Origin of the sequence: Burkholderia sp. MSMB1072, assembly GCF_001524725.1 — a bacterium.
Lineage (GTDB): Bacteria > Pseudomonadota > Gammaproteobacteria > Burkholderiales > Burkholderiaceae > Burkholderia.
On record NZ_LOYC01000067.1, the window covers coordinates 75,785 to 100,749 of the forward strand.

Sequence of the window (24,965 nt, forward strand, 5' to 3'; positions counted from 1 at the left end):
CGGCTAATCCGCGGGCCGCGCCCCGTCGAGCAACTGACGCCAGCCGCCGAGGAATCCGATGCCCGGCCCCGGCATCCATAGGCCGCGCTGCGCGGCTTCGAGATGGATCAGCGTCTGGTCCGCGCAGAACAGCGCCATCAACGGCTCGCGGTTGTCGCGCAGCCATTCGGGCGCCGCCTCGGCCCGCGTCGCCGCATAAACCTGCAGGCAGGCCGCCCATCGCGCACGGTCGAATACGAAGCAGTCGTCCCGGCCCGCATCGCGCGACAGCGCGAACGACGCAAAGGCCGCCTCGAGCCATTGCGCCCCCTGCCCCACATCGTCGAAATCCAGCACGCCGTTCACCGCGTTGCCGACATACAGCAGGTTGCCCGCGTGATAGTCGCCGTGCAGCCAATGCACCTGCCCCGTGAGCCACGACGACGCTGCGTCGAGATGCGCGCCGATCCGCCGGATCACCGTGTCGTAAGCGTCGCGCAGGTCGCTCGGCAGCGTCGGCATCGCGCGCGCCGCGACGCGCGCATGACGTGCGGACAGCCACGCCAGCGGCGCCGCTTCGCTCGCGGGGATCGCGGCCAGTGCCGTATGCAGATGCGCGAGCGTGCGCATCGCATCGGTCGCCCCAGCGTGCGGGTCGTCCGGCAAGCCGGGACGGCCGTCGATATGCTCGAACAGATGCAGCCAGCTTCCGTCGCACGTCCGCACGCCTGTTTGCGCATCGACGGTCGGCCGTAGCCGAGGCAGCGCGGGCAGCTTCGACGCCATGCGCGCATCGGCGAGACGGCCGAGTATCGACGCCTCGCGCCGTAACTGCCCGACCGGCTTGCCGGCCCACGACACGCGCAGCACCGTGCGCCCCGCATCGCATTCGACGAGATACGTTTTGTTAGTATGGCCCGACGCCAGCGCCCGCAGGCGCGCCGGCCCGATGTTCCAGTACCGCTGTAGCCACGGTTCCAGCGTCTTCACGTCACTCCTACTCGTTGCATTGACCATGTCAGAGCGTCCTTCGGCCCGCATGCGGGACATCAACGTCGAATGGCTGACGCGCGCCGCCGAATTCGGCCATCTGTTCCAGACCCGCTGGCTCGGCGAGCGCTTCTTCCATCTGCCCGGCGACATGCTCGCGCTGCAGGAACTGATCTGGCGCGAGCGCCCCGACTGCATCGTCCAGACCGGCATCGCCGCGGGCGGCGGCGTGGTGTTCACCGCGTCGATGCTCGAGCTGGCGGGCAACCCGGGCCGCGTCGTCGCGATCGAACCGCGCCTGCGCGACGAGGTCAGGCAGCGCCTGCACGCGCACCGGCTCGCCCACCGCATGGTGCTGATCGAAGGCGAATCGTGCGCGGCCGACACGCTCGCCTCGGTGCGCGCGCAGATCGGCGACGGCGCACGCGTGATGGCGATCCTCGATCTCACGCATACGCATGCGCACGTGCTGCGCGAACTCGAATGCTATGCGCCGTTCGTGACGCCCGGCAGCTACGCGATCGTGATGGACACCATCATGGAATACCTGCCCGAGTCGATGTTCGACGGCAAGCCGTACGGCCGGGGCAACAACCCGGCCACGGCCACACGCGAATTTCTGGCCCGCGACGACCGGTTCGACGTCGATCACGACATCGAGGACCGCGTACTCATGACGCTGTCGCCAGGCGGCTTCCTGAAGCGAGTGCGCTGATCAGGCGGGCGGCTTGCGCGGAGCCGTCGCGAGCGGCATAGCTGTCGCGGATCCGCGCCGCCTGCTCGCGCAACGATCCCGGGCGCAACAGACGCTCGAGCGCGTCGACGATTTCCACGACGCCGGCCTGCTGCAGATCGAGCACGCAGCCCGCGCCGGCCCGCTCGACGAAGTGCGCCGAATGGAACTGGTCGTTGCAGAACGGCGACAGCAGCATCGGCACGCCGCACGCGAGCGACTCCATCACCGAATTCGCGCCGCCGTGGCTGACGAACGCGTGCGTGCGTCGCAGCAGCGCCAGTTGCGGCGCGTAACGTACCGCGATCACGCGTTCGTCGCCGGCCGGCAGCAGATCCGAATCGGCCAGCTCGCCGACCGACAGCACCAGTTGCGCGGACGTCGCGCGCGTCGCCTCGATCACCTTCGCAAACAGCGCCGGATGGTAGTAAAGCTGGCTGCCGAGCGACATATAGACGAGCGGGCGATCCGCATCGACGCGTTCCCACGGGAACGCCGTCTCGTCGCCGCGCGGGCCCGACGGCATCGCGGGGCCGACCAGTTCGACGCCGGGCGGCGGCGCGCCGACCAGCGCGTCGGTCGTGAACGCGAGCGTCAGGTGCGGCGACAGCACGTCGCAACCGCGAAAGCGCGCGTCGAGGCCGTAGCGCGCGAACAGCCGTGTGCGTTCCGGTTCCAGCCATCGCACCGTGCGCAGCAGTTCCGAATCCAGATCGTCCGGCAGCACCGGATTCAGCGAATTGGACATCGAGACCCACGGCAGCCCTTCCTGTTCGGCGGCAATCGCCGCGGCATAGAGCAGCGGATCGATCACGACCACGTCGGGCTGCCATTCGCGCAGCACCGCGCGGATGCCGTCCACCTGCGCGGGCGCGAGGTCGATCAGCAGTGTGCGGATCCAGTGCCGCAGCCAGTCGGCGTCGCGAATGTTCGCGGCGAAACTCGCGCCGCGCGACAGGTCGTGGCGCTCGGGCGTCTCGCGCGGCCCGACGAACGCGAAGTCGCCGGCGCCGTCGAGCTGTTCGCTGATGTCGGCCGGCGCATAGAACGCGACGTCGCAACCGGCGGCGCGCAGATGCTGGGCCGGGCCGATGCAGGGATTGACGTGGCCCTTCTCGGGCACCACGCAGAACAGGATGCGTTTCATGAGCGGCTCAGGTCGGGCGATGCGCAGCATCGGGATGAAGGCGATCGAGATGATCGAGAATCAGTGTCAGCGTCGTCCACAACACGCGCTCGGTATCCGTCTGCAAAGCGGGCACGGCCAAGCCGAGCGTGTCGGCCAACGCGTGCGTGCGGTCGCGATCGAGCAGCGTCGCGAGATCCATTGCCGGCGCGAGCCGTCCGCGCTTGGGGCCATGCACGAGACGGTCCGGCAGGTTCAGGCGCGCACCGAGATCGCGCAGGCACTGCTTGTTCGGATCGGGCGCGACGCTCGTCAAATGCGCGACGACGGCGGGGTCGACGAACGGCGGATGCAGGTCGACCGACGCGGCGTCGAACAACGCGTGGCACAGCGGCAGATAGTTGGCCGACAGGTCGCGGCGCAATACCTGATCCGCGCCGTCGCCGGTAATCGCCACCTCGACGCCATCCGCCGCCATCGCATCGGCCAGCAGCAGCTTCGCGACCGGATGCAGGTTGAACATCGGCTCCTCGACCGCATGGGTCGTTCTCGGCAGCGCCGCGACGAAATCGGCCTCGTTCGCGCGTACGACCTTCACGTTCGCCTGCATCAGCGCGGCCAGTTCGAGCGCCGCATCGCGTTCGCAGTAATCGGGCATGTCGGTGGCGAGGATGTAGGCCGTCACGTGCCCCAACGCGCCGAGTTCGCGCAGCAATGCGAGCAGCAGCGCCGAATCGAGCCCGCCGCTCAGCGCCAGTGCGACGCGCTTGCCGCTGTCGAGCGCGCGCTGCAGCGACGCGCGCAGCACGGTGTCGAGATCGGCATGCTGCGGCCGCTCGGGCGCCGGCTGCACCGTCAGCCCTTGCGGCGACCGGATCAGTGCATGACCGGGCGGCACCGCGCGCACGTCGCGCAGCACGGTGCGGCCGACGAGGCGCTCGCCGCTCAGGTAGCCCGCGATGGCGGCCGCATCCGGCGCGCCGGCCGGTTGACCCGACGCCCGCAATACGGCGCGGATGCCGGACGCCGACACGCCGCTGCGCGGATGGTAGTGCAGACGATCGAAACCGAACGGGTCGCGCGTGCCGACGATCATGGATAACGAGCCTTCAAGGTGTTCACTTCAATGCGTTTGAGGATGCGATGCGGCGCCACCGACGCGCTGCCGCCCTGACAATGCAGGCAGGCTTCGAGCGGCGTCTCGCGTTGCAGATAGGCCAGCATCGCGTCGAGCATGCCCGCATCGTCGCGCAACGGCAGGCCGTCGGCCTGGAAATCCTTCTCGCCCTTGTACAGCGTATGGAAATGCGCGGGACGCGTGCACGTGTAGAACATGCCGTCGCGAATCATATGGCAGCGCTCGCGGATCCAGCAATCGCGATAAAGACGTCCAGCTTCGTCGCGATCCGTGCCGGGCTGGGCGCGGTTCATCGTCGTGAACACGTCCTGCACCTTCCAGTTCAGGCGCACGTCGAAGCGCGCGGCCTGGTGCTCGACGTGCGCGACCAGATCGGCGGAGAGCGCCGGCTTCGGATAGCGCGAGATCGTCAGCGCATCCACCGCTTGCCAGAACGCGTCGGGCATCTCGCCGAGCTTCAGGCCGTTCGTCGTGACCGAGATCACGGGCGCGATGCCGGTGCCGCGCACGCGTTCGACGAGTTCAACGAGCGCCGGATGCAGCAACGGTTCGCCGCCGACCAGCTTGAACATCCGCGGGCGCAGCACCTTCGCGGCCTTGCGCAGATCGGCCTCGATCGATTCGGGGCGTGCATACCATTCGGGCAAAAGCGGCGACAGCGAACAGCATTCCGCGCAGCTCAGGTTGCAGTGATCGACGATATGCGCTTCCAGCGAGCGCGTCTGGACGCGCCCGTCCTCGACGCGGTAATCGCGATCCAGCGGCGGTGGAAACACGTGCTGTCGCTCGCCGGCGTGCGGCGGATTCGGGATCTTGTTCGGATTCGCACTCACATCAGCTTCCTGCTTCCACGCAACGGGAAAAGAAATCGACCAGATGGCCGCGCGCGTCCACCATCGCCGACGCCATCGTCACTGCACCGTTCAGGTGCGACGCGAAGCGCGACGGATCGTCGAGCCAGCCTTGCACGATCCACAGCTTGAGCGCGTGCTGCAGGCACGCGGCATCGACCGCCCATGCGATGTGTGCCAGATTCGGCGGCCGCACGCGCCGGTAGGCGCGCACGAACGCTTCCGCGAGGTGCGGCGCTTCCAGCGGCAAATGATTCAGGCATCGCACCAGCTCGTATTCGCGAGGCGCGCCGATCGACGCCTCCCAGTCGAGGATCAGCGGCGGCAGCGTGCCGGTGAACAGATAGTTGAACTGGTTGTAGTCGTTGTGGATCGGGTGCTGCGGATCGTCGGCCGGAAACGCATCGATGCTGCCCGGATAGTAGCGATCGAGCATGCGCAGCGCGAGATCGACATAGCGGCGCAGGTTCGCGGCGGCGGCGGCACTCGCCTTCGCTCGATCGAGTGCATCCCGCAGACTGCGGCGCACCGCGTCCGCATCGATCGAGGTCAACCGCGCGCGGATCGTATCGCGCGACGGCAGATGCAGTGATTCGAGGCTCAGGTGCAACGCGGCCAGACTCGCGCCGAGTGCGTCCCATTCGGTTGGCGAGAACGTATCGTAGGTTTTGAATTGCCCGGCTTCCCAGCGCGTCAGCATCGCGTGCGAATGCTGCCCCGACCACAGCAATGCGCCGGACGTCGTGCGCTCGAGCGTCTGCACATGGAAACGCGCATCGCCATGCGCTTGCAGATGTGCGAGGACAGCGGCTTCCTTGACCGCACGCGCATGGTGTTCGCATGCATAAAGCTTGACTGCCACGCCCGCGCCGCCGCTGGTCGGCAGGTGCCATACCCGCTCGCTGACCTGCGTCGGCTCCCCGCCGCGACCGAGCCCATAGGCATCGCGAATCTCGTCGAAGGTGACGGCGAGCGAATCCATTCAGATGTGCTCGGCCGGCCCGTGCCGATACGGATGACCGGTCAGAAACGTGTTGTGTCCGACGTAGCGCAGCTTGTACATCGCCGGCCGGAACAACACCGACGGATCGTTGTTCTCGATGCCGAGCAGCGGATACAGGTCGTGCCGCACGAAGAACGCGTTGTTGCCCATGTCGTCGCAGCAGACGAGTTCATAGCCCTTCTGCCTGCCGAGACGAACGAGCGATTCGAGGCTCGCGCCGTAATAGGTCGAACCGTCCCATTCGTGATCGGGATTGAAGCACATGACCCAGCGCTCGGGCGGCGTGTAGTACGGGTTGTATTCGATCACGACGATGCGCGGCCGGAACGATTGCAGGCCGCGCCACACCCAGTAATCGTTGCCGTCGATGTCGATCGACAGCAGATCGAAGTCGGTCGGTACGTTCGCATCGGCGAGCAGTGGGTCAACCGTGTCGGGCTGCACGCGATCGTGATGCAGACGAACGCGCTCCACGCCCGCGTAGTGCGCGGCAAGCTTGCCGAACCGGTATGCGCTGCCTTCCACGAGTACGCCGGACCAATCCTGCTCGCGCAGCAAGCGCGCGGTATTGCTGTTGCGCAGGCCGTCGCTCGCGCCGATATCGACGCAGAAGCGGTTGGTCGGCGCAATCCGCTCCATCAGACGCGACAGGATGCCCTCCTCGGTGCCCTGCGCGTAGAGGCTGGGCGCAAGGCCGGACAGGTCGAGCGGGAGAGGATGGTCCTGCATCGAGAGCGGCTCCGGGGCGAAATGGGGAATGATGGGCGGTGTCGGGTGGGTAATTTACCTGAAGTCGATTGAACAGAGGAAACGGGAATGCGCGGCGTGGCAGGTTTTGCCGCAGCGGATATGAAAAAGCCCGCATCGACATTGCTGTCGATGCGGGCCTGTCGCGCTTCTGGCGGTTCGCCGGGTGCAGCGACTCCTAACCTGGGCCCACGGCCGGACGAGACCTCAGGACACTTACTCCTGCCCCTGACTCGTCAGGAACTCCTCGTAATTCCCGCCGAAGTCGAACAGCGTGCCGTCCGTACGCACTTCGATGATCCGGTTCGCCAGCCCGCTCACGAATTCGCGGTCGTGCGACACGAAAATCAGCGTGCCTTCGAACTGCTCGAGCGCGATCTGCAGCGACTCGATCGATTCCATGTCCATGTGGTTGGTCGGCTCGTCCATCAGCAGCACGTTGTGGCGGCCGAGCATCAGCTTGCCCCAGATCATGCGGCCCTTCTCGCCGCCCGACAGCACCTTCACCGACTTCTTGATGTCGTCCGACGAGAACAGCAGACGGCCCAGCGTGCCGCGCACCATCGTTTCGTCGTCGCCGTCCTTGCGGTACTGGTCGATCCAGTCCATCAGCGTGATGTCGTCCGGAAATTCCTCGTACGTGTCCTGCGGCATGTAGCCGACGTTCGCGTTCTCGGACCACTTCACCGTGCCGTGATCGAGCGGCAGCGCGCCGAGCAGCGAGCGCAGCAGCGTCGTCTTGCCCGCGCCGTTCTCGCCGATGATCGCGATGCGCTCGCCCGGCTGCACCGACAGGTTGAAGTTCTGGAAGATCGTGCGCTCGTACTTCTTCGTGATCTCTTCGGCGACCACCGCGACGTTGTGCAGCTTCTTCTCGAACTCGAAGCGGATGAACGGGTTCTGCCGCGACGACGGCTTGAATTCCTCGATCTTGATCTTGTCGATTTGCTTCGCGCGACTGGTGGCCTGGCGCGCCTTCGACTTGTTCGCCGAGAAGCGGCGCACGAAATCCTGCAGTTCGGCCACGCGCTCCTTCGCACGTGCGTTCGCCGCAGCCTGGCGCTCGCGCGCCTGCGCCGATGCGAGCATGTAGTCGTCGTAGTTGCCCGGCCAGACCTTCAGCGTGCCGTAGTCCATGTCGGCCATGTGCGTGCACACCGAGTTCAGGAAGTGACGATCGTGCGAGATGATGATCATCGTCGAGTTGTACTCGTTGAGCGTGTGCTCGAGCCAACGGATCGAGTTGATGTCGAGGTTGTTGGTCGGTTCGTCGAGCAGCAGCACGTCCGGCTTCGAGAACAGCGCCTGCGCGAGCAGCACGCGCAGCTTCCAGCCCGGCGCGACGTCGGCCATCGTGCCGTTGTGGAACTTCTCCTCGATGCCGATGCCGAGCAGCAGCGCGCCCGCGCGCGCCTCGGCGTCGTAGCCGCCGTATTCGGCGAACTTGCCTTCGAGCTCGGCCGCGTGCATGTAGTCGTCGTCGGTCGCTTCCGGGTTCGCGTAGATCGCGTCGCGCTCGGTCATCGCGGCCCACATCTCGGTGTGGCCCATCATCACGACGTCGAGCACGCGCACGTCTTCGTACGCGAACTGGTCCTGGCGCAGCTTGCCCAGGCGGACGTTCGGCTCCAGCGCGACGTTGCCGGCGCTCGGCTCGAGGTCGCCGCCGAGGATCTTCATGAAGGTCGACTTGCCACAGCCGTTCGCGCCGATCAGACCGTAGCGGTTGCCCTCGCCGAATTTGACCGAGATATTCTCGAACAAGGGCTTCGGCCCGAATTGCATCGTGATGTTGGCAGTAGAAAGCACGGCAGGTCCCGTTAAGAGAGAAATCGACGGAAAACCGTGTATTTTAGCAGGTGTCGGCGAAACTGCCGACCGCACCGCCCCGGCGGCCCTTTCCAGGCCCTCCGCCTCGCCGCCCGGCGGCCCATCCACACGACGGCACGCGCCTCACCGCCGTCTCACCGGAATCCCGCATGCTCGCCAGCCAGCTTCGCGAACGACTCGTAGGCGCATGGCGCCTCGTGTCCTACGAAATCCGCCCGTGCGACGGCAGCCCGTCCGCCTATCCGCTCGGCCGCGACGTGCGCGGCTGGATCCTCTATACGCCGGACGGCTACATGTCGGCCCAGCTCATGGCCGCCGGCCGGCCGCGCTACACAAACGGCGATCTTCAGGGCGGCACCGACGACGAATGCGCGGCCGCCGCGCGCGGCTATATCGCCTACTCCGGCCCCTTTCAGGTCGCCGACGACGGCACGCTGACCCACGAAATGGACGTCAGCCTGTTCCCGAACTGGATCGGCGACGTCCAGCAGCGGGCCGTCATGCTCGACGGCGATCGTCTGCAGCTCGGCACCGTCGCGCCGGTGCGGATCGACGGCCGCGAGGTCGACGCCGTGTTGCTGTGGGCGCGCGCGGGCCGCTGACGCGCGTCACTTGCCGGCCTTGCTGGCCGCCCTCTGCGCCGCCTGCGCCTTCATCTGCCCGAACAGTTCCGAGCACGGCACGTCGCGGTTGTTGCTCGGCGCGATCAGCGGGATCAGCGCCGCGAACGGGTTGATCAGCCCGAGCCCGACCATCGCGCCGGCGCGCAGCGCGAGCGCGCCCGCATCGACGCCGACCTTCGGGTTCTTGAACGTGCCCTTCGCATACAACGGCGAGCGCAGCGAGAAGATCCGGAAGCCCTTCGTGTGCGGATGGACCTTCAGGTCGAGCGATTCGTCGCGCAGGTTGATCGGGCCGTCGACGTTGATCAGCGCATCGTCGGTATCGAGCGCGAAGACCTTCGGGTCGAGCATGCCGTCGGTCGCCACGAAATCGATCGCCGCGCAATTGATGTTGACGTCGCGGTTGCCGAACAGCTTCTCGTAGACGACGTTCGCGACGTTCAACCCCGCCGCCTCCATCAGCAAGCGGCTGATGCGGCCGTTGGTGATCAGCGCCTTCACTTCGCCGTTCGACGTCGCCGCGAGCGCGGCCGGCGAATTGCCGGTTGCCGACAGCGACGCGTCGCCGTTGATTTCGCCGAACGCCGTCTGCATCACCTTCTGCGTCGGGAACAGCTGCTTGAGCTTCAGATGCCGTGCGACCAGCTTGAAGCGGCCCTTGAGCGGCGTGCGACTGCCGTCGAGATGCGCGTTCGTCTCGAGTGTGCCGCCCGCGACGCCGAACTGCAGCGGCTCGAACGACAGCACGCCGTCCTGCATCAGGATGTGCGTGTACAGATTGGTGATCGGCAACTGCGGGCTCTTGATCAGCTTGCGGCCGGTGAACTTCACGTCCGCATCGATCGCGCTCCAGCGTTCGGTGCGGAACGTCTCCACCGGCAGCACGCGATCGGGCGGCTGGCGCGTCGTGTCGCCGCGCTTCGCCTTGCTCGCGGCCGTATCCGCACCGATCACCGGCGCGAGATCGGAGAACTGCAGCAGGTTCGACACGAGTTCGCCCGACAGCTTCGGCCGCGGCGCGCGCTGCGCCCAGACGAGCGTGCCGCCGAGGTCGCTGCCGCCGACGCGGCCGTTGAAGTTCTCGTAGCGGAAGGTGCTCGCATGCGGCTTGAAGTTGCCGATCAAGCGCCCTTCGGTCGCATAAGGCGGCGTATCGGGCAGCGTGATGCCGGTGAGCTGATAAAGATGCGACATCGACGTGCCCTGCAGCCACAGCCGCAGGTCGAGCGCCGCGAGATGCATCGGATCGGTCAGTGTGCCGACGATCGCGAGCCGCGTATCGCCGGCCTTCACGTCGGCCTGCAGCGGGAACGGCCGCGACGCATCCTGGATCGCGAGCACGCCGCCGACCTTGCCGGTGCCGCTGATCGGCACGTTCTTGTAACGGCCGTCGACCTTCAGCCCGAAGGCATAGGTCGGGCCGGACGGCTTCGCGGGCGCCGTCGCGCCGCTGGCGCCGGACGCGGCAGCGGCCGCCGAAGCGGAAGGCGTGGCAGGCACGGACGCAGCGGGCAACCCCGACGAACCGGAAGCGGCCGACGCGCCCGAGGCCGCGGCCGCGCTCGCCCCCGACGCGGCTTGCGCATCGGCCTTCGCGCCCAGTTGCGCCGCGCCATGCTTGCCGACGCGCTGCGCCGACGCCGCACGCGACGTCTGCTCCTGTTCCTTCAGCACGTCGCCGAGCGGGATCGGCTGGCCGAGCGTATCGATCGCGACGGTCAGATCGGCCTTCGTGATCGCGTCGCGATACGTGACGGTGCCCTTCGCGAACCCGAAGCTGTCGAGCCGCACCTTCCACCGCGAAGGCTGCGACGATTGCTTGAACTGGAAGGTCCACGTATTGCTGCCGTCCGCGCGCCGCTCGAGATCGACGGCGGGATTCACGACGTCGATCGACGGGATGACGATTTGATGCGCAAGCAGCGGCAGGATCGCGAGATCGAAGTGCGCGGCATCGAGCGTGACGAACTTGGGCGCCTTCGCCCAGTCGGGATTACCGATCTCGAGTTGCGTGGCGGAGAAGCTCGGCCAGGGCACCCATGCGCGCCAGCCGGTTTCGCCATCGGGGCGACGCCAGCCGACCTTGAGGTCGCCGTTGATCGCGAACGGGCGGCCGAGTGCGGCACTCACCTGTTCGTTGACCCACGGTTTCGCGCGGTTCCAGTCGAACGTGAAAAGAAAGACGCCGGCCGCCGCGATGAGCACCGCGACGATACCGACGACCCATGCAGCCGATTTGCCGATGGCTCGGGTTAGCGTCATGGCGGTTCCGTTGTTGTTCTGAAGTGTTGCCACACCATGCCGGGCCGCTTGCGTGGACGAACGGCGCACGACAGCTGCGGCTTTTCGATCGGTATTATGACGCACGACATGGCGGCCTTTCGGCGCCATTAACGCTTTTTTTCATTTGTGACATGACCTCCCCCACCGGCCTCATCGACGCGCAGCACATCACGCGGCGCGACGCCAGCAGCGGCAAGACGCTGCTCGCCCCCACCGATCTCAGCCTCGCCGCGGGATCGCGAATTGCTGTCACCGGACCCTCCGGATCGGGCAAGAGCGTGTTGCTGCGCGCCCTCGCGCTACTCGATCCGCTCGACGGCGGCCACCTCCTGTGGCGTGGCCGCCGGATCCGGCGCAGCGCGATTCCGCGCTACCGGCGCAGCGTCGCCTATGTCCGCCAGCGCCCCGCGCAAATGGACGGCACCGTCGAGTCGCAGTTGCGCTACCCGTACTCGCTCGCGATCTATCGCGACGTCGCGTTCGATCGCGCGCGCGCCGAAGCGCTCGCCGCGCAGGCCGGCCGCGGCGCCGGCTTTCTCGACAAGCGCGCGAGCGACCTGTCCGGCGGCGAGGCGCAGATCGCCGCGCTGTTGCGCGTGCTGCAGCTCGATCCCGACGTGCTGCTGCTCGACGAGCCGACCTCCGCGCTCGATCCCGAATCGGCACGCGCGATCGAAGCGCTCGTCGGCGCGTGGTTCGACGCGGCGCCCGACGCACGCGCATACATGTGGATCTCGCACGATCCGGCCCAAGCCGCGCGGATCGGCACGACACGGCTCGTGATGCAGGCCGGCGTATTGCACGCGGCCAACCCGACGGAGATCGCGCGATGAGCCCCGCACTTCAGGACCTGAGTCTGGTGGACGTCGGCATCGCCGCCGCGCTCGTCGCCGTCAACGGCGCGATCTCGGCGGCGCTGTCGCTCGGCCTCGGCCGCAAGCTCGCGCTCGCGGCGGTGCGCACCGTCGTGCAGTTGCTCGCGATCGGCTACGTGCTCGGCTGGGTGTTCGGCCATCCGCACTGGTACGTCGTGCTGCCGCTCACCGCGCTGATGACGCTGATCGCCGGTTTCGCCGGCGCGGGGCGCGGCAAGCGCACGTACTGCGGCCAACGCATCGACAGCATCGCGTCGATCTGGTTCAGCAGCTGGTTCGTCGCGGCGGTCGGCCTGTTCGTCGTGATCCGCATCCATCCGTGGTTCGCGCCGCAATACGCGATCCCAATCCTCGGGATGATTCTCGGCAATACGCTGACGGGCGTCTCGCTCGGCGTCGAGCGGATGATGGAGGAACTCACCGCGCGCCGCGATCGTGTCGAAACCGCGCTCGCGCTGGGCGCGACGCGCTGGGAAGCCGCGCAGGACGCCGCCCGCCAGGCCGTGCGCGCGGGCATGCTGCCGACGCTGAACCAGATGGCGGTGGTCGGCGTCGTGAGCCTGCCGGGCATGATGACGGGCCAGGTGCTGGCCGGCCAGTCGCCGCTGCAGGCCGTGCGCTACCAGATCGTGATCATGTTCCTGATCGCCGCGGCGTCCGCGCTCGGCACCGTCGGCGCGGTGCTGATGACCTATCGCCGGCTGTTCTCGGCCGATCACCGCTTTCTCGCGTCGCGGCTCGAAGAGCGCACGCACTGACGCGCGGCGGCAGCGCGCGCATGCGAAGTTTTCACCGGGATGTCATGGCCGGACGGACAGGATGCGCGCGAGCATGACGTGACATCCGCATGACGCCACGCGTCGCCGTTGCACGGTCGCGGCGCCGCGCCTCGGAGCCGGCAGCGGATGCATTGCAACGGCGGCACGGCGGAGCTGCCCGCGTGCCGCCCTGCTCGTTCCGCCCGTCGAACCGGTTGCGCGCGCACCGGACGAAACGCCGGCCCGCGCGCGCCGCTCAATGCTTGATCGACACCGTCACCTTGGTGCCGTCGCTCATCGTCACGGACTTCGACCCGCCATTGGTCGGAATCGACACCCACTTCACCTGGCTCACCGACGCGACGTCCGGGCACTGCAGCGACTTACCGCCGGCCGTCACGCTGCGCGTGCCCTTCGGCGCGGCCGCCTGGAAGCTCAACTGCACGTTGGCGACACCCTTTGCGTCGACCGACGGCGCGAGCCGCACCTGGGTCTGCCGCACCATCGCGCCGTTCGCGTCGCGCGGCAGGTTGTCGGCGTTCGGGCAGCCGTCCGGCATCGCAACGGCACCGCTCGGCGGCACCGACTTCCAGTTGAAATCGTCCGTCTCGCCCGAGCGGATCTTGCGGGTCTCCTGCGTATTGCCGAAGGTCTTCGAGTCGACCTTGACGGTGTATTCGAGCTGTCCCGTACCGCCGCCCTTCAGGCTGCCCTTGACCGGCGGCGCCGCGAATACGCTCGCGCTGACGCACGCCGCCGCGAACACGACCGACCACGATGCGGCAACCGACAAGCTGCGTTGGCTCATGCTGACCTCCTTGTAATGCGGCGGCACGCGCGTGCCGCGCGGTTTTCGATGCATGATGCGCTGCCAGTCTACCGCCAAGCGGGATGCAATGCGCCGCAAACGCATCGGGTGTTACCCCGCTTGCGTTCGCGGCGCCGCAACCTTACGCGTCCCGCCGGCTCAGAACCCGCTCAATACGAGCTTGCCGATCGCGCGCCCGCCCTCGAGCATCCGGTGCGCGCGCCGCACGTTCTCGGCATTGATCGTGCCGAGCTGTTCGCCGAGCGTCGTGCGCAGCGTGCCGCCGTCGACGAGCCGCGCCACCTCGCTCAGGATCTTGTGCTGCTCGATCATGTCCGGCGTCTCGAACATCGCACGCGTGAACATGAATTCCCAGTGAAACGCGGCGCTTTTCGCCTTCAGCAATTCGACCGGCACCGGCTTCGCGTTCTCGACGATCGTGCAAATGCCGCCCTGCGGCCGGATGACTTCCGCGGCGGCCGGGAAATGATGGTCGGTGTCGTTGAAGATCAGCACGTAGTCGACGCTCGGATGGCCGACCTCGCGCAATTGCGCCGGCAGATCGCCGAAATGGTCGACCACCGCGTCCGCGCCCAGCGCGCGCACCCATTCGGCCGACGCCGGCCGCGAAGCGGTCGCGATCACGTGCAGCTTGCCGAGCGTCTTCGCGAGCTGGATCGCAATCGAGCCCACACCGCCCGCGCCGCCGATGATCAGCACCGACTTGCCCGCGTCCGCGCCCTGCGGCGACACGCGCAACCGGTCGAACAGCGCTTCCCACGCGGTCAGTGCGGTGAGCGGCAGCGCGGCCGCCGCCGCGAAGTCGAGCGTGCGCGGCTTCAGCGCGGCGATCCGTTCGTCGACCGCGTGAAATTCGCTGTTCGCGCCGGGCCGCGTGATGCTGCCCGCGTAGAACACTTCATCGCCGGGCCGGAACAGCGTGACGTCGGCGCCGACCGTGACGACCGTGCCGGCCGCATCCCAGCCGAGCACGCGCGGCGTCTCCTCGATCTGCGGCTTCGGCGCACGCACCTTGGTGTCGACCGGGTTCACGGAAATCGCCTCGACCTTCACGAGCAGATCGCGCGGGCCCGGCACGGGCTGCGGCAGTTCGACGTCGAGCAACGCTTGCGGGTCGTCGATCGGCAGATAACGGGTCAATCCAACGGCTTTCATCTCGATACTCCTTTCAGGGAATCCGGCAGGCTGCGGCGCAACCTCCATGCGTGCCATCGTAGGCAACCCGATCATTCGAGAAAACCGCTATATTTCCTGAAACATTTTCAGGAATTCCAGAATAATGACGTCTGCTCCCATTTCGGCGCCCGACAAGCCGCTCGACCTGCTCGACGTCGCGCTGTTCGTGCGCGCGGCACTGCTCGCGAACGTCAGCGCGGCCGGGCGCGAATTCGGCGTGTCGGCCGCGGTCGCGAGCGCACGCATCGCGCAGCTCGAACGCCAGCTCGGTGCGCGGCTGCTGCACCGCACCACGCGCCGCATCAGCCTCACGCAGGACGGCGAAGTCTTCATGGCGCGCGCCGACGCGCTGCTCGCGGCCGCCGATGCCGCGCGTGCGTCGGTCGGCCGCGGCCGCAGCGAGCCGTACGGGCGGCTGAAGGTGTCGATGTCGTCGTCGTTCGGCCGCCAGCACGTCGCGCCGGTGATTCCGGCGTTCCTGCGCCGCTATCCGTCCGTGTCGCTCGATCTGCGGCTGTCCGACGAGATCGTCGATCTGGTCGACGACGGCTACGACGTCGCGGTCCGCCTCGGCGCGCTGAAGGATTCGACGCTCGTCGCCCGCAAGCTCGCCGCCAACCGCCGCGTGCTGTGCTGCTCGCCCGCCTATCTCGCCGAACGCGGCACGCCGCGCCACCCGACCGACCTGACGCAGCACGAATGCGTGATCCTCGGCGACCAGCGCGACTGGTCGTTCGCGACGCCGCAAGGCCCGCTCACGGTGCGGGTCGGCGGCCGGCTCGCCGCGAGCAACGGCGAAGCGATCCGCGAAGCGCTCGTCGACGGCTTCGGGATCGCGATCAAGTCGACCTGGGACGTCGGCCCGCTGCTCGCGAACGGCGTGCTCGTCACCGTGCTCGACGATTACCCGTTCGCGGAAGACGTCGCGATCTGGGCCGTCTATCCGAGCCGCGCACACGTGCCGCTGAAAACGCTCGCGTTCATCGCATTCCTGGCCGAGCATTTCGGCGATCCGCCGTACTGGGATCGCGCGAACGGACGATAGTCGGCGGCGTCCGGTTCGCGCTGCGGGCGTGCCGGTTCTAGTCCGGCCTCAGGATTCGTCCCTGCTGCGATCGCCCGTCCGGGCCAACCGGCTACAATGGCGCGTTCGCGACGCAACGGCCTGCAGCCGCACGGGGCCGCGTTCGCAGGCGGCCGCCCGCGGGCCGCGCACGTCATTCATTCGTCTTCCAACCACTCGTCATGACCCACAATCTCGTCATCCAGAGTCTTGCGCCGCTGTCGGACGCCCATCACAAACCGCTGCTCGCGCTGTCGCGCGGCACCCGCATCGTGCAGACCGACGATCACGCGTTGCGCGTCGAAAACGCGAGCCCGGCACAGCGCCTCGACATCGACGCGTACTGCGGCACGCATGCGCTCGACTTCGGGTTCGTCGAGGCCGGCCTCACGCTCGGCGATTTCGGGCTCGCGGTGATGGACATGGATTCGACGCTGATCACGATCGAATGCATCGACGAGATCGCCGATTTCTGCGGGCTGAAAACGCAGGTCGCGGAGATCACCGAAGCGTCGATGCGCGGCGAGATCCGCGATTTCAACGAAAGCCTCACGCGCCGCGTCGCGCTGCTGGCCGGGCTCGACGCGCACGCGCTCGAGCGCGTGTACGAAGAACGGCTGCAACTGTCGCCGGGCGCCGAGACGATGCTGGCCGGCGTGAAGGCCGCCGGCATGAAGACGCTGCTCGTGTCGGGCGGCTTCACGTTCTTCACCGAGCGGCTGAAGGCGCGCCTCGGCATCGACTACGCGCATGCGAACACGCTCGAGATCGTCGACGGCAAGCTCACCGGCAAGGTGCTCGGCGAGATCGTCAACGCCGACGTGAAGGCGCGCCTGCTGCGCGAGACGTGCGCGTCGCTCGGCCTCGAGCCGCGCCGCGCGATCGCGATGGGCGACGGCTCGAACGATCTGAAGATGATGGCCGAAGCCGGGCTGTCGGTCGCGTTCCACGCGAAGCCCGTCGTGCGCGATGCGGCGACGGTCGCGTTCGACCATGTCGGCCTCGACGGGCTGCTGCGACTGTTCTGATCCGGCCGCACCGTCAATGAGAAACGCCGGCGCGACAAGGCATCGCGCCGGCGTTTCGTTTTTGCGCCGGACGTTGCCGGCCGGCGATCAGCCGAGTGCGACCTGCATCGCGCGCTCGATGTCCGCACGCAAATCGGCTTCGTCTTCCAGACCGACGTAGAAACGCACCAGCGTGCCGCGATGCGGCCAGTCCGGACGCATCGACGCGACGTCGTAAGGCATCGCGAGGCTGCACGCGCCGCCCCAGCTCCAGCCGATCGCGAACAGCTCGAGCGACTCGACGAAACGGTCGACCTGCTCCGCGCTGTAGCGTGCGTCGAACACCACCGAGAACAGCCCGCCCGCGCCGGTGAAATCGCGCATGAACGACGCATGCCCCGGGCAGTCGGCGATCTGCGGATGCAGCACCGCCGCAATCTCCGGCCGCGCCTTCAGCCATTGCGCGAGCGCGAGCGCGCTCTTGCCGTGCGCGTCGAAGCGCACCTGCATGCTCGGCAGGCTGCGCAGCACGAGCGAGCAATCGTCGACCGACACGCCGATCCCGCAGCGCATCCGCGCGAGCTTCAGCTTTGCGTGCAGCTCCGCGTTCGCGGTGACCGTCGCGCCCATCAGCACGTCGCTGCCGCCCGACTGGTACTTGGTCAGCGCCTGCACCGAAATGTCGACGCCGTGCTCGAACGGCTTGAACGCAAGGCCCGCGGAAAAGGTGTTGTCGATCGCGGTGACGATGCCGCGCGCCTTCGCGGCCGCCGTGATCGCCTGCACGTCGGGCACTTCCATCGTCACCGAGCCCGGCGCCTCGATCCAGATCAGCCGCGTGTTCGGCTGGATCAGCTCGGCGATGCCGGCGCCGATCAACGGATCGTAAAAACGTGCGGTGATGCCGAAGTCGTTCGCCAGCCACTTGCCGAAATCGGCGTTCGGGCCGTACACATTGTGCGGAATCAGCACATCGTCGCCCGCTTTCACGATCCCGAAATAGACGTTCATGATCGCCGCGAGGCCCGACGGCTGCAGCAGCGCGTGCGTGCCGCCCTCGATCTCGGCGAGCCGCTGCGCGAGCGCGAGCGACGTCGGCGTCGCGTGCAGCCCGTAGCGCCACTGGTTGTCGTCGTGCCAGACCAGCGCGCGCATCGTCGCGAGATCGGGGAACACGACCGTCGACGCGCGCGCGACCGGCGGCACGAACGAACGAAAGCCTTCCGGAATGACGTCGTCGGGTTGAACGATGCGGGTTTGCAGCGCGCGCTTGGGAGTGGATGCGGTCATGACTGGAGGCCGGGCACGAGGCCGTTCGGTTGCGGAATATGTCGCTAGAGTAGCCAAAATCGGCGCGCTTGGCCCGGTACAGTGCGCGCCGCGCACACCAAGCCAGCGTGCGCTCAGTCGTCGGTGCGCAGATTGACGATGCCGCCCACCGTCTCGATTTCGTGCACGCGGCCGTCGCGCACCTGCAGCGCCGCGCGCTTGCCCGGCGCCAGACGCAGCACGACCGGTTGCGGATCCGATTCGTCCGAATTCATCCGGTCGGCCTTCAGGTCGCCCGTCGCGTCGAAACGGCCGATCCACACGCCGGTGATGTTCGTGCCGTCGTTCGACTCCTCGATCTCGAGCGTATCGCCGTCGCGGTCGCCCGCGAGCAGCACGACCTCGCCCGTGTCGGCGAACTGGTATTCGCCGTGCACGCCTTCCTCGTCCGTCTTGGGGCCGAGATGCACGACGATCGGCCGGTCGCCGAGCGTGCCTTCGTAGCGCGGCAGGCGGGCGAACTCGGGATTCGGCTTCAGCGGCCGCGCCGGCGCCGGTTCATCCTGCTGCACGCCGGGTGCAACCCCCTGCGCTTCGACCGCCGCCGGCATCGCGATGCCCGCTAACAGCGCACCCGCGACGACGAGCGCCCGTTGCCATTCCGAATATCGACCCACCTTGTGTTGCTCCTTGCTTCAGATTCGCCCGACCATCGCGGACCGTGCCAGGTCGCAACCCGGCTCTTGCGTCGCCGCGCAAGCCTGCGCTGCGACTGCGTCGTCGGCGTACGCGTTTCGCGTCAGCCCTGCATCAGGCTTTCCACCGCAGCGCGGTGCGGAATCGGCGCGACCGCGCCGTAACCGGTCGTCGACAGCGCCGCCGCCGCGTTCGCATAACGCGCGGCCGCGAACGGATCGTCGCCGGCGACGATCCGCGCGACGAACGCGCCGCCGAAACAGTCACCGGCGCCGGTCGCGTCGACGGCATCGACCGCGAAGCCCGGCACGACGCGCCGCTCATGCGGCGTCGCGACATACGCGCCTTCCTTGCCGAGCTTCAGCGCGACGACCTGCGGCCCGTGCTCGAGCATCGCGTCGACGATCGCGTCGCGATCGTTCGCGCCCGTGAGCGCCGTGACGTCGTCCCAGCTCGGCAGACAGATGTCCGTCTGGCGCAGCGCCTCGCGCATCACCGCGCGGGCACGCGGCAGCGGCCACAGCTTCAGGCGCAGGTTCGTGTCGAAGCTAACCTTCGCGCCGTGGCGACGCGCGTGGTCGATCGCCGCGAATGCCGCGTCGCACGGGGCCGTGCCGATCGCAAGACTGATGCCCGACAAGTGCACGGCCTTCGCGGCCGCGAGCGCGTCGAGCGGCAGGTCGCCCGCCGCATAGCGGCTCGCAGCCGAGCCCGCACGCAGATAGTCGAACTGGTGGCCATCGATGCCGTGCGTGACGAAATACACGCCGGTCGGCGCCGTGCGGTCGATGCGTACGTACGTCGTGTCGACCTGCTCCGCCGCCCACATGTCGGCCAGCAGGCGGCCGAACGGATCGTCGCCGATCGCCGACACGAAGCCCGTCGACGCGCCCTGGCGCGCAGCCGCGATGCAGAAGTTCGACGTGTCGCCGCCGAAGCCCTGCAGGAATTCAGGGCGCCCCGGCTGCGACTGGTTGAATTCGATCATCGCCTCGCCGAGCGCGAGGATCTCCGGAAATACAGCGGCCATCGCTTACACCTCGCCCCACAGATCGTGGCCGTCGGCGCCCGTGATCTTCACGGACACGAAATCGCCGACCTTATAGCGCTTCGATGCCTTCGCCGCCGGCTCGACATAGACGACACCGTCGATCTCCGGCGCATCGGCTGCCGTACGGCCGATGCCGCCTTCTTCGCCGACTTCGTCGATCAGCACCTTGAGCGTCTTGCCGACCTTGCGCTGCATGCGGTTCGCCGACACTTCCTCGGCCACTTCCATGAAGCGCGCGCGACGTTCCTCGCGGACCTCGTCCGGCAACGCGCCGTCCAGGTCGTTCGCGGTCGCGCCTTCGACCGGCGAATACGCGAAACAGCCGACGCGATCGAGTTCCGCTTCGCGGACGAAGTCGAGCAGCGTCTCGAACTGCGCTTCCGTCTCGCCGGGGAAGCCCGCGATGAACGTGCTGCGGATCGTCAGGTCCGGGCAGATCTCGCGCCACTTCTGCACGCGCTCGAGCACCTTCTCGGCGTTCGCCGGACGCTTCATGCGCTTCAGCACTTCCGGGTGCGCGTGCTGGAACGGCACGTCGAGATACGGCAGCACGTGGCCCTTGAACGGACCTTCGGCCATCAGCGGAATCACTTCGTCGACGCTCGGATACGGATACACGTAGTGCAGGCGCACCCACGCGCCGTACTGCGCGGCGAGTTCGCCGAGCGCGGCGACCAGGTCGGTCATGCGCGTCTTGATCGGCTTGCCGTTCCAGAAGCCCGTGCGGTACTTCACGTCGACGCCGTATGCGCTCGTGTCCTGCGAGATCACGAGCAGTTCCTTCACGCCCGACTTGAACAGGTTCTCGGCTTCCAGCATCACTTCGGCGACCGGGCGCGACACGAGGTCGCCGCGCATCGACGGGATGATGCAGAACGTGCAACGGTGGTTGCAGCCTTCGGAGATCTTCAGGTATGCGTAGTGACGCGGCGTGAGCTTGATGCCGGCCGCGGGCACGAGGTCGACGAACGGGTCGTGCGGCTTCGGCAGGTGCGAATGCACGGCCTGCATCACTTCGCCCACCGCGTGCGGGCCGGTGACGGCGAGCACCTTCGGGTGGACTTCCTCGATCAGGTTCGAGCCGCTGGCACTCGACTTCGCGCCGAGGCAGCCGGTGACGATCACCTTGCCGTTCTCGGTCAGCGCTTCGCCGATCGCGTCGAGGCTTTCCTGCACCGCTTCGTCGATGAAGCCGCAGGTGTTCACGACGACGAGGTCGGCGCCGTCGTAGGTGCCGGAGATTTCATAACCTTCGGCGCGCAGTTGCGTGATGATCTGTTCGGAATCGACGAGCGCTTTCGGGCACCCGAGGGATACGAACCCTACTTTGGGGGATTGGGACATCTGGAATGTGGGGGCGTGGCAGCAAAAGCGTGAGTTTACAGCGATTTAGGGGCGGCGAGCCAAAATGAGCGACCGGCGGGCAACGTCGATCGGCAGTTCGAGCATGCAGCGCGATGGACAGCCGACGAAGCCGGGGCGCTTGATGCGTCCCTTTCACTCCGGGCCGACCGGCCGTCTGCTTACCATCGGCGGCACGTCGGAGAGGGGCGCGCGCGCAGTCCTACAAGAATCGCCCCGAATTAGCGCAGCCGCTATGCGAAAATGCGGCATCCGCTCTCTCCAATCGACCCAACGGGCCTCGCATGACCACCCACATCACGATCGAATTCACCGAGCACGCCGCAGAAGCCATCGGCGAGCAGACCAGCACCAGCTTTTCCTACGACCAAGGTGCACACGTGCCGCAACCCGGCGATTTCGTCGAACTCGATAACTCGCGCCAGACCTTTCTCGTGATCGGTCGCGTGTTTTCGCTCAAAGCGAACTACAGTGCCGTCAAGCTCGTGCTCGACCTTCCTCCGTCGGATGACGATCAGGATTTCGGTTCGGCACACTGAGCAACGACGGAACGCGTCGCGGTCACCCGCACCGATGACCCTGCGGCGCCAGTCCCCGGCGCCGCAGCACCCCAGCCCGTCGATTCGGATGGCAGGTCGTGCCCGAACTCGAAACGCCGCGCGTCAGTGCGCATCCGCATCCGGAAACACCGGCGCCTTCAGACACCGATCGAACCACGCGGCATCGCCGCCCTCTCCGAGCGGCCACAATTCGGCGTCGAGCTGCGGCAAGCCCGCCACCGGCGCCGGCGTACGGTTCTCGCCACCGGACGCCGCAGCCCGCACCCATCCCGCCTGCGCGCTGCCGCTGTCGCATGCATGCGTGCCTTGCGCTTCGCAGAACGCCACCGGATGCACCTTCCCGCCGTCGGCCGCGCTCACCAGGCGGTACTGATAGACCGCGCCGGTCGCCCAGTCCTCGCTTTGGCTGCACACCCGCGCATGATGTTGCACATGAATCGCGCCGAAACACGCATAAGAAACATGCGCGCCGCTCGCATCGTCGGGAATGAAATCGCAGTTGGCATCGAAGCCGGCCAGCGGGCCGCCGCTGTATTTCGCGAGCCACTGCCGCTCGGCCAGTGCGCGCGCGATCAGCCCTTCATCCGATCGGTCGGCCAGCACGGCGGTGCGCCGATCGAAGGCCTTGCGCACTTCGTCGACGGCCAGCCGATGGCCGTCGTAATCGGTATCGAGTCGTTTGTTGCGCGCGGCGAGCCAGCGGCGCTGGCTGCGCACCAGCATGTCGCGGACGGCGGCGTCCGGCGCGGCCTGTAGCACGCCCGCATAGGCCGCATTCATCCGCGCATCGGCCGCGCGCAGCGCCGGGCTCGCGCAAATGCGCTTCTCGATCGGCTGGACGGCTTTCGAGCAATCCATCGCAAAGCCCGGCACGGCCAGGCCGACACCCATCATGAACATCGCAGCAAGACCGGCCAGCCTGCCGGTCGATGCCGTTCGAATCCCTCGCATGCTCTCTCTCAGTCGGTTTGTTTTTCTCGGCCGCCCGCATCGATGCGGCATCGGACCTCTCGCCATGCGCGGGAACCGCCAGCGCATTTCGCGCATCGCCGTGCAGCGCCGCTTATGGTACGCCAGGCAAGCGTCCGCGCGGGCACGAACGCGCACCGTCACGCGCGGTGCGACCTGGCTTTCATTCGTATGGACGGGATCTCGAGCGACTGGACGACGACGATGTCCGTGCCTGCCCGGCACGGGCATTCGGTGCCGACGATCCCGGACGACCGTCGGCCATCTTTTCCGGCAAGCGGCAGCCACGCTTCGTCCTGGCCGAATGCACGATAGCGACCGGCCGCCCGCTTCGCGGCGCCGACGCCCCGACGGCTCGCGCCGCCCCGGCCGGCCTGCCGCGATTCCGTTACTTCTTTTCGGGCTCCGATGCGCCGGGCTGCTTGAACGGGAACGTGCTGAACATCGACTTCGCCTGGTTCTGCATCTGCTCCTGCATCTGCACGAACATGTTCTTCGACTGCTCGATGTAGCTCGTCATCATCCCTTGCATCATCGGCGCCTGCATGTTCATGAACTGCGACCAGACTTCCGGATTCATCGCGTTGCCTTCGTAGAGGTTCTTCGATTGATCCGCGAGCTTGTTCTGGATGTCGATGAATGCCTGGATGTTCTTTTCCAGGTACGTGCCCATCATGCCCTGCATCGCATGACCGTAGAAACGGATGATCTGCGACAGCATCGACGACGAGAACATCGGCACGCCACCGCTCTCCTCCTCGAGGATGATCTGCAGGAGGATGCTGCGCGTCAGGTCTTCGTTGGATTTCGCGTCGACGACCTTGAAATCCTCCTGCTCGAGCACGAGCTGCTTCACGTCGGTGAGCGTAATGTACGTGCTTGTCTCGGTATCGTAGAGCCGGCGGTTCGGGTACTTCTTGATGAGCCGTTCGGCCGTCTTCTTTGTAGTAGTCATGTAACGCCTTTGAGTGCAGCGTAGCGCAAGTGACGAATCCCCGCCTCCCGGGTCCGGGAGGCGGGGGCCTTCGGAAAACGCCCGGCTGCGCGGCCATCCGGCCCGCGCAGCCCGGGCGCTCAGCCCATGTGCAGGCCGCCGTTCAACGAGAAGTCGGCGCCCGTCGCGAAGCCCGAATCGTTCGATGCGAGCCACGCGACGATCGAGCCGATTTCCTCCGGCGCGCCGAGACGCCGCACCGGAATCGTCGCGACGATCTTCTCGAGCACGTCCGGACGGATCGCCTTCACCATGTCGGTGCCGATGTAGCCGGGCGACACGGTATTGACCGTCACGCCCTTCGTCGCGACTTCCTGCGCGAGCGCCATCGTGAAGCCGTGAATGCCGGCCTTCGCGGTCGAATAGTTGGTCTGGCCGAACTGCCCCTTCTGGCCGTTCACCGACGAAATGTTGATGATGCGGCCCCAGCCACGTTCGACCATTCCGTCGATCACCTGCTTCGTCACGTTGAACAGGCTCGTCAGGTTGGTGTCGATCACGGCGGTCCAGTCTTCATGCGTCATCTTGCGGAACACGACGTCGCGCGTGATGCCCGCGTTGTTGACCAGCACGTCGATCTCGCCGACTTCCGCCTTGACCTTGTCGAACGCTTCCTTGGTCGAGTCCCAGTCGCCGACGTTGCCTTCCGACGCGATGAAGTCGTACCCGAGCGCCTTCTGGTCCTCGAGCCATTTCACCCGGCGCGGCGAGTTCGGGCCACACCCGGCGACCACCTTGAAGCCGTCTTTCGACAGGCGCTGGCAGATGCTGGTGCCGATGCCGCCCATCCCGCCCGTTACGTACGCAATTCGCTGAGACATAAATCTCACTCCATTTTTGGTTTCGAGAGCTGCCGAAGGCCCCCTCTGACTTCACGTGACGCCGGCCGAAGCTGCAATCGGCCGGCGCACGGATCCGGTTCGCCTGTGGCGAACGGCCGGTTACGAACCGCCGATCACGGTTGGCCGATCACGGACGCTCGACCGCGAGCGCGACGCCCATCCCGCCGCCGATGCACAGCGACGCCAGCCCGCGCTTCGCATCGCGCTTGAC

Annotated in this window: 24 protein-coding genes; 7 read left to right on the top strand and 17 right to left on the bottom strand. The window is 67.1% G+C overall.

What is annotated here, in order from left to right; genetic code table 11:
* Positions 1 to 3: 3 nt before the first annotated feature.
* Positions 4 to 969, bottom strand: a complete 966-nt coding sequence (locus tag WS89_RS29470; RefSeq protein ID WP_059795603.1) for a phosphotransferase — start codon at positions 967 to 969, stop codon at positions 4 to 6.
* Between the two features lie 25 nt (positions 970 to 994).
* On the opposite strand from WS89_RS29470, the gene WS89_RS29475 reads away from it, so the two are divergent.
* Positions 995 to 1,684: a cephalosporin hydroxylase family protein gene (locus WS89_RS29475; protein WP_059795605.1), complete on the top strand. Its 690-nt coding sequence runs from the start codon at positions 995 to 997 to the stop codon at positions 1,682 to 1,684.
* On the opposite strand, the gene WS89_RS29480 is transcribed toward WS89_RS29475, so the two are convergent.
* The 6 genes from WS89_RS29480 to WS89_RS29505 all read right to left on the bottom strand — a co-directional run bounded on the left by WS89_RS29480 (position 1,641) and on the right by WS89_RS29505 (position 8,376).
* A complete protein-coding gene (locus WS89_RS29480) occupies positions 1,641 to 2,849 on the bottom strand; it encodes a glycosyltransferase (protein ID WP_059795608.1) in 1,209 nt (402 codons plus the stop codon). The genes WS89_RS29475 and WS89_RS29480 overlap by 44 nt on opposite strands.
* 7 nt (positions 2,850 to 2,856) lie before the next feature.
* Positions 2,857 to 3,924: an asparagine synthase-related protein gene (locus WS89_RS29485; RefSeq protein ID WP_059795610.1), complete on the bottom strand. Its 1,068-nt coding sequence runs from the start codon at positions 3,922 to 3,924 to the stop codon at positions 2,857 to 2,859.
* Positions 3,921 to 4,799: a 4Fe-4S cluster-binding domain-containing protein gene (locus WS89_RS29490; protein ID WP_059795612.1), complete on the bottom strand. Its 879-nt coding sequence runs from the start codon at positions 4,797 to 4,799 to the stop codon at positions 3,921 to 3,923. The genes WS89_RS29485 and WS89_RS29490 overlap by 4 nt, the downstream gene beginning before the upstream one ends.
* Position 4,800: 1 nt before the next feature.
* Positions 4,801 to 5,799 (bottom strand): phosphotransferase enzyme family protein, encoded by a 999-nt coding sequence (locus WS89_RS29495; protein WP_059795614.1) that lies wholly within the window; start codon positions 5,797 to 5,799, stop codon positions 4,801 to 4,803.
* Positions 5,800 to 6,549 carry an FkbM family methyltransferase gene (locus WS89_RS29500; protein WP_059498833.1) on the bottom strand — a complete coding sequence of 250 codons (750 nt, stop codon included), beginning with the start codon at positions 6,547 to 6,549 and terminating at the stop codon, positions 5,800 to 5,802.
* Between the two features lie 234 nt (positions 6,550 to 6,783).
* Positions 6,784 to 8,376 carry an ABC-F family ATPase gene (locus tag WS89_RS29505; protein WP_059498832.1) on the bottom strand — a complete coding sequence of 531 codons (1,593 nt, stop codon included), beginning with the start codon at positions 8,374 to 8,376 and terminating at the stop codon, positions 6,784 to 6,786.
* A 170-nt stretch (positions 8,377 to 8,546) separates the two neighbouring features.
* On the opposite strand from WS89_RS29505, the gene WS89_RS29510 reads away from it, so the two are divergent.
* Complete coding sequence (locus WS89_RS29510) at positions 8,547 to 8,999, top strand: lipocalin-like domain-containing protein (RefSeq protein WP_059795616.1); 453 nt, start codon at positions 8,547 to 8,549, stop codon at positions 8,997 to 8,999.
* Positions 9,000 to 9,005: 6 nt separating this feature from the next.
* On the opposite strand, the gene WS89_RS29515 is transcribed toward WS89_RS29510, so the two are convergent.
* Positions 9,006 to 11,282 (bottom strand): AsmA family protein, encoded by a 2,277-nt coding sequence (locus tag WS89_RS29515; protein WP_059795618.1) that lies wholly within the window; start codon positions 11,280 to 11,282, stop codon positions 9,006 to 9,008.
* 152 nt (positions 11,283 to 11,434) lie between these two features.
* Here WS89_RS29515 and WS89_RS29520 point away from each other — a divergent pair, with 152 nt between their 5' ends.
* Together WS89_RS29520 and WS89_RS29525 are read left to right on the top strand one after the other, a co-directional pair.
* Positions 11,435 to 12,136 (top strand): ABC transporter ATP-binding protein, encoded by a 702-nt coding sequence (locus tag WS89_RS29520; protein ID WP_059498829.1) that lies wholly within the window; start codon positions 11,435 to 11,437, stop codon positions 12,134 to 12,136.
* Positions 12,133 to 12,936 carry an ABC transporter permease gene (locus tag WS89_RS29525; protein WP_059795619.1) on the top strand — a complete coding sequence of 268 codons (804 nt, stop codon included), beginning with the start codon at positions 12,133 to 12,135 and terminating at the stop codon, positions 12,934 to 12,936. The genes WS89_RS29520 and WS89_RS29525 overlap by 4 nt, the downstream gene beginning before the upstream one ends.
* Positions 12,937 to 13,192: 256 nt before the next feature.
* On the opposite strand, the gene WS89_RS29530 is transcribed toward WS89_RS29525, so the two are convergent.
* Positions 13,193 to 13,744, bottom strand: coding sequence for a DUF6013 family protein (locus WS89_RS29530; protein WP_059499079.1), 552 nt, complete (start codon positions 13,742 to 13,744; stop codon positions 13,193 to 13,195).
* Between the two features lie 159 nt (positions 13,745 to 13,903).
* Positions 13,904 to 14,920, bottom strand: coding sequence for a zinc-binding alcohol dehydrogenase family protein (locus WS89_RS29535; protein WP_059795621.1), 1,017 nt, complete (start codon positions 14,918 to 14,920; stop codon positions 13,904 to 13,906).
* Between the two features lie 124 nt (positions 14,921 to 15,044).
* Here WS89_RS29535 and WS89_RS29540 point away from each other — a divergent pair, with 124 nt between their 5' ends.
* Entirely contained in the window at positions 15,045 to 15,986 is a 942-nt protein-coding gene (locus WS89_RS29540; protein WP_059498827.1) for a LysR family transcriptional regulator, read from the top strand.
* A 200-nt stretch (positions 15,987 to 16,186) separates the two neighbouring features.
* Positions 16,187 to 17,032, top strand: a complete 846-nt coding sequence (gene serB / locus WS89_RS29545; protein WP_059498826.1) for a phosphoserine phosphatase SerB — start codon at positions 16,187 to 16,189, stop codon at positions 17,030 to 17,032.
* An 87-nt stretch (positions 17,033 to 17,119) separates the two neighbouring features.
* Here serB and WS89_RS29550 read toward each other — a convergent pair whose 3' ends face one another.
* The 4 genes from WS89_RS29550 to rimO form a co-directional block, all read right to left on the bottom strand.
* Positions 17,120 to 18,301, bottom strand: a complete 1,182-nt coding sequence (locus tag WS89_RS29550; protein WP_059795623.1) for a cystathionine beta-lyase — start codon at positions 18,299 to 18,301, stop codon at positions 17,120 to 17,122.
* A 113-nt stretch (positions 18,302 to 18,414) separates the two neighbouring features.
* Positions 18,415 to 18,957: a hypothetical protein gene (locus WS89_RS29555; RefSeq protein ID WP_059498824.1), complete on the bottom strand. Its 543-nt coding sequence runs from the start codon at positions 18,955 to 18,957 to the stop codon at positions 18,415 to 18,417.
* 122 nt (positions 18,958 to 19,079) lie between these two features.
* Positions 19,080 to 20,006, bottom strand: coding sequence for a sugar kinase (locus WS89_RS29560; RefSeq protein WP_059795624.1), 927 nt, complete (start codon positions 20,004 to 20,006; stop codon positions 19,080 to 19,082).
* Between the two features lie 3 nt (positions 20,007 to 20,009).
* Entirely contained in the window at positions 20,010 to 21,371 is a 1,362-nt protein-coding gene (gene rimO, locus WS89_RS29565; protein WP_059795626.1) for a 30S ribosomal protein S12 methylthiotransferase RimO, read from the bottom strand.
* Positions 21,372 to 21,673: 302 nt separating this feature from the next.
* On the opposite strand from rimO, the gene WS89_RS29570 reads away from it, so the two are divergent.
* Entirely contained in the window at positions 21,674 to 21,928 is a 255-nt protein-coding gene (locus WS89_RS29570) for a hypothetical protein (protein ID WP_059498821.1), read from the top strand.
* Positions 21,929 to 22,051: 123 nt separating this feature from the next.
* On the opposite strand, the gene WS89_RS29575 is transcribed toward WS89_RS29570, so the two are convergent.
* The 3 genes from WS89_RS29575 to WS89_RS29585 all read right to left on the bottom strand — a co-directional run bounded on the left by WS89_RS29575 (position 22,052) and on the right by WS89_RS29585 (position 24,733).
* Positions 22,052 to 22,900 carry a lysozyme inhibitor LprI family protein gene (locus WS89_RS29575; protein WP_059795627.1) on the bottom strand — a complete coding sequence of 283 codons (849 nt, stop codon included), beginning with the start codon at positions 22,898 to 22,900 and terminating at the stop codon, positions 22,052 to 22,054.
* 406 nt (positions 22,901 to 23,306) lie between these two features.
* A complete protein-coding gene (gene phaR, locus WS89_RS29580; RefSeq protein WP_006485265.1) occupies positions 23,307 to 23,873 on the bottom strand; it encodes a polyhydroxyalkanoate synthesis repressor PhaR in 567 nt (188 codons plus the stop codon).
* 119 nt (positions 23,874 to 23,992) lie between these two features.
* A complete protein-coding gene (locus WS89_RS29585; protein ID WP_034207422.1) occupies positions 23,993 to 24,733 on the bottom strand; it encodes a 3-ketoacyl-ACP reductase in 741 nt (246 codons plus the stop codon).
* Between the last annotated feature and the right edge of the window lie 232 nt (positions 24,734 to 24,965).

Excerpts from the sequence above, each read along its gene's own strand:
- WS89_RS29475 (WP_059795605.1), top strand. The coding sequence starts at position 995 with ATGTCAGAGCGTCCTTCGGCCCGCATGCGGGACATCAACGTCGAATGG.
- WS89_RS29480 (WP_059795608.1), bottom strand. The coding sequence starts at position 2,849 with ATGAAACGCATCCTGTTCTGCGTGGTGCCCGAGAAGGGCCACGTCAAT.
- WS89_RS29485 (WP_059795610.1), bottom strand. The coding sequence starts at position 3,924 with ATGATCGTCGGCACGCGCGACCCGTTCGGTTTCGATCGTCTGCACTAC.
- WS89_RS29495 (WP_059795614.1), bottom strand. The coding sequence starts at position 5,799 with ATGGATTCGCTCGCCGTCACCTTCGACGAGATTCGCGATGCCTATGGG.
- WS89_RS29500 (WP_059498833.1), bottom strand. The coding sequence starts at position 6,549 with ATGCAGGACCATCCTCTCCCGCTCGACCTGTCCGGCCTTGCGCCCAGC.
- WS89_RS29510 (WP_059795616.1), top strand. The coding sequence starts at position 8,547 with ATGCTCGCCAGCCAGCTTCGCGAACGACTCGTAGGCGCATGGCGCCTC.
- WS89_RS29515 (WP_059795618.1), bottom strand. The coding sequence starts at position 11,282 with ATGACGCTAACCCGAGCCATCGGCAAATCGGCTGCATGGGTCGTCGGT.
- WS89_RS29520 (WP_059498829.1), top strand. The coding sequence starts at position 11,435 with ATGACCTCCCCCACCGGCCTCATCGACGCGCAGCACATCACGCGGCGC.
- WS89_RS29525 (WP_059795619.1), top strand. The coding sequence starts at position 12,133 with ATGAGCCCCGCACTTCAGGACCTGAGTCTGGTGGACGTCGGCATCGCC.
- WS89_RS29530 (WP_059499079.1), bottom strand. The coding sequence starts at position 13,744 with ATGAGCCAACGCAGCTTGTCGGTTGCCGCATCGTGGTCGGTCGTGTTC.
- WS89_RS29535 (WP_059795621.1), bottom strand. The coding sequence starts at position 14,920 with ATGAAAGCCGTTGGATTGACCCGTTATCTGCCGATCGACGACCCGCAA.
- WS89_RS29540 (WP_059498827.1), top strand. The coding sequence starts at position 15,045 with ATGACGTCTGCTCCCATTTCGGCGCCCGACAAGCCGCTCGACCTGCTC.
- serB (WP_059498826.1), top strand. The coding sequence starts at position 16,187 with ATGACCCACAATCTCGTCATCCAGAGTCTTGCGCCGCTGTCGGACGCC.
- WS89_RS29550 (WP_059795623.1), bottom strand. The coding sequence starts at position 18,301 with ATGACCGCATCCACTCCCAAGCGCGCGCTGCAAACCCGCATCGTTCAA.
- WS89_RS29560 (WP_059795624.1), bottom strand. The coding sequence starts at position 20,006 with ATGGCCGCTGTATTTCCGGAGATCCTCGCGCTCGGCGAGGCGATGATC.
- rimO (WP_059795626.1), bottom strand. The coding sequence starts at position 21,371 with ATGTCCCAATCCCCCAAAGTAGGGTTCGTATCCCTCGGGTGCCCGAAA.
- WS89_RS29570 (WP_059498821.1), top strand. The coding sequence starts at position 21,674 with ATGACCACCCACATCACGATCGAATTCACCGAGCACGCCGCAGAAGCC.
- WS89_RS29575 (WP_059795627.1), bottom strand. The coding sequence starts at position 22,900 with ATGCGAGGGATTCGAACGGCATCGACCGGCAGGCTGGCCGGTCTTGCT.
- phaR (WP_006485265.1), bottom strand. The coding sequence starts at position 23,873 with ATGACTACTACAAAGAAGACGGCCGAACGGCTCATCAAGAAGTACCCG.
- WS89_RS29585 (WP_034207422.1), bottom strand. The coding sequence starts at position 24,733 with ATGTCTCAGCGAATTGCGTACGTAACGGGCGGGATGGGCGGCATCGGC.